3 protein-coding genes are annotated in these 2,178 nt (G+C 63.1%); 2 read left to right on the top strand and 1 reads right to left on the bottom strand.

Annotation, left to right across the window (positions count from 1 at the left end; translation table 11 throughout):
* On the bottom strand, positions 1 to 683 hold a 683-nt coding region (locus EN879_RS33015; protein WP_206521052.1), incomplete at its 3' end, for an FAD-dependent monooxygenase.
* Between the two features lie 70 nt (positions 684 to 753).
* Between EN879_RS33015 and EN879_RS33010 the strand changes: the two genes are divergently transcribed.
* Together EN879_RS33010 and EN879_RS33005 are read left to right on the top strand one after the other, a co-directional pair.
* Positions 754 to 1,692, top strand: coding sequence for a DUF2182 domain-containing protein (locus EN879_RS33010; protein ID WP_082826671.1), 939 nt, complete (start codon positions 754 to 756; stop codon positions 1,690 to 1,692).
* A gap of 14 nt (positions 1,693 to 1,706) precedes the next feature.
* The coding region (locus EN879_RS33005; RefSeq protein ID WP_127274563.1) for a DUF1326 domain-containing protein at positions 1,707 to 2,178 on the top strand (472 nt) is incomplete at its 3' end.

Raw genomic sequence — 2,178 nt, 5'->3', positions numbered from 1 at the left:
GGCTTGACCACCCAGACCAGGCTGGAGCGATTGCCGGGCAGCGGGACCTGCGTGAACGGACCGGTCTCGGTGTGGAATTCCGTCGAGGTGAAGGCGTGATCGCCGCTATGGCCGAAATTGAGGACGAGAGCTGCCTGCGGATAGGAGCGGGCCGAGGTCGAGATGCCGGCCGCCTGGCGCGCCGGTGACAAGCGTCCGTCAGCGGCGACCGCCAGCGATGCGTCAACCGAGCTGCCGTCGGCGAGGCCGGCACGAACATGCTCGGCATCGAGATGCCAGTTCGCCACCATCGACCTCAGCCAGTCGATGCCGGCGCGCGCGGCAACGGCGCTGGCGAGTGCCGGGGTGAGGACGCTGTTGGGAAGATTCAGCCCGAATTCATCCTCGTCGATCTCGCTGGCGCGGAAGGTGACGACCGGGCTGCGGATCAGCCGGCTGGTGGCATCGACGATGCGCATCACCTTCAAAGGCGCCGCCTTGGATACGACGGCTTCGAGCACGCCGAGCCGGTCGAGCACTTTCAAGGCAGGGTTCATCAGGGCCGTCGTGCGACCATCGGGGGCGGTGGCCTCCGGCCCGACCAGTGTCACCGGGAAACCTTCGGCGGCAAAACCCAGTGCCGCGATCAGCCCTGCCGGCCCCGTGCCGGCAACCAGTATCCGCGCAGTTTGCTGATGCTCCAAGATCGGCTTCCGGCTTGCAATGCGAGGCGGTCCACCCGACCTGCCGTTCGATCAGCATATAGGTCAGATCATGCCGCTTGATCAACGCGGCGATTCGGCCCATTCGGATGTCATGACCGGCCAGCAGGACGACTTCAGCCATCTCGACCGCGCCGGCCGCGCCATGGCCGGCATCGCGCGCAATCCCCGGGTTACGGTAAACGTCGTTGTCGGCGCTTGCATCCTGCTTGCATGGCTGTCTCTTGCGGCGATGGCAATCCGCGGGGCTGAAACAGGGATTGCGGGCGTCGGCGCCCCTGGCGACACGATCCTTCGCAGCCTGCCGCAACTGCCGCTGCCCGATTTCCTGGAACGGTTCTTTGTGCTGTGCCTCTCACCGGTGCCTTTGGACGCAGGTCTCGGCTTGCGGGCCGGCGCGCTCGTTTCGATGTGGTTCCTGATGGCGATCGCGACGATGCTGCCTTCGGCGGCGCCGATGATACGCACCTATTGCGAGATCGCTGACACGGCACGCATCAAGGGCGAACCGGTCGTTCACCCGCTGCTGCTGGTCGCCGGCTATCTCAGCGTCTGGCTCGCCGCTTCAATTGTGTTCGCGGCGCTGACCTTGGCCGTCCATGCATTCGCTTCGTCAGCCGGGATTCTCGATCCGGTCGTCGGCATTGCCGGTGCGCTCGCTCTGCTGATTGCCGGCCTCTACCAGTTCAGCGGCCTGAAGGAAGCTTGCCTGAAGAAATGCAGGAACCCGTTCTCGATCCTTTTCGCGAGCTGGAGCGCAAGGCCCCTTAACATCTTTCGGCTCGGTGCCGCGCAAGGTCTGTGGTGTCTGGGCTGCTGCTGGGCCTTGATGCTGGTGATGTTCGCCGTGGGCGTCATGAACGTTTTCTGGATGGCGTTGATCGGCCTGTTCACCCTGATCGAAAAACAAACGGCCAGCAGGGTTCCAACCCGGCTGGCCGGTGCGATACTGCTTGTCTGGGCAGCCGCGCTGCTAGTAGTCTCGCTGTGAGTGGGGGAAAATCGATGGCAGACCAGAGCTGGGCGATGAAGGGAGAGCTCGTACTCTCCTGCAATTGCACGGTTTTTTGCCCTTGCGTGCTCTCGCTTGGCAATCATCCGCCGACCGAAGGCTATTGCCAGACATGGGCCGGGTTTCGCATCGATGCCGGCCATTTCGGTGAGGTCGATCTGTCCGGGCTCAATCTTGGGCTGATCATGGAAATCCCAGGCTATATGAGCCGCGGCAACTGGACCGCGGGCCTGTTCATCGACAGCCGCGCCTCTGTCTATGCGGTCAAGGCGCTGACAAAGATCTTCACGGGCAAGGCAGGTGGAACCACATCGCTGCTCTCAATCCTCGTCGGCAAATTCCTCGGTGTCGAGCAGGTGCCGATCACCTATGAGACGCGTGACAAAACGCGTATCTTCCAGATACCCAGGATTATCGACGGAGCGGTCACACCCTTCCAAGGCAAGGACCGTGACAAGGATACGG

Source organism: Mesorhizobium sp. M7A.F.Ca.AU.002.02.1.1, from assembly GCF_003998535.1.
Classification (GTDB): Bacteria; Pseudomonadota; Alphaproteobacteria; order Rhizobiales; family Rhizobiaceae; genus Mesorhizobium; species Mesorhizobium ciceri.
The sequence above is the reverse complement of the archived record's forward strand: the minus strand, read 5'-3'. Positions and strand labels throughout refer to the sequence as shown.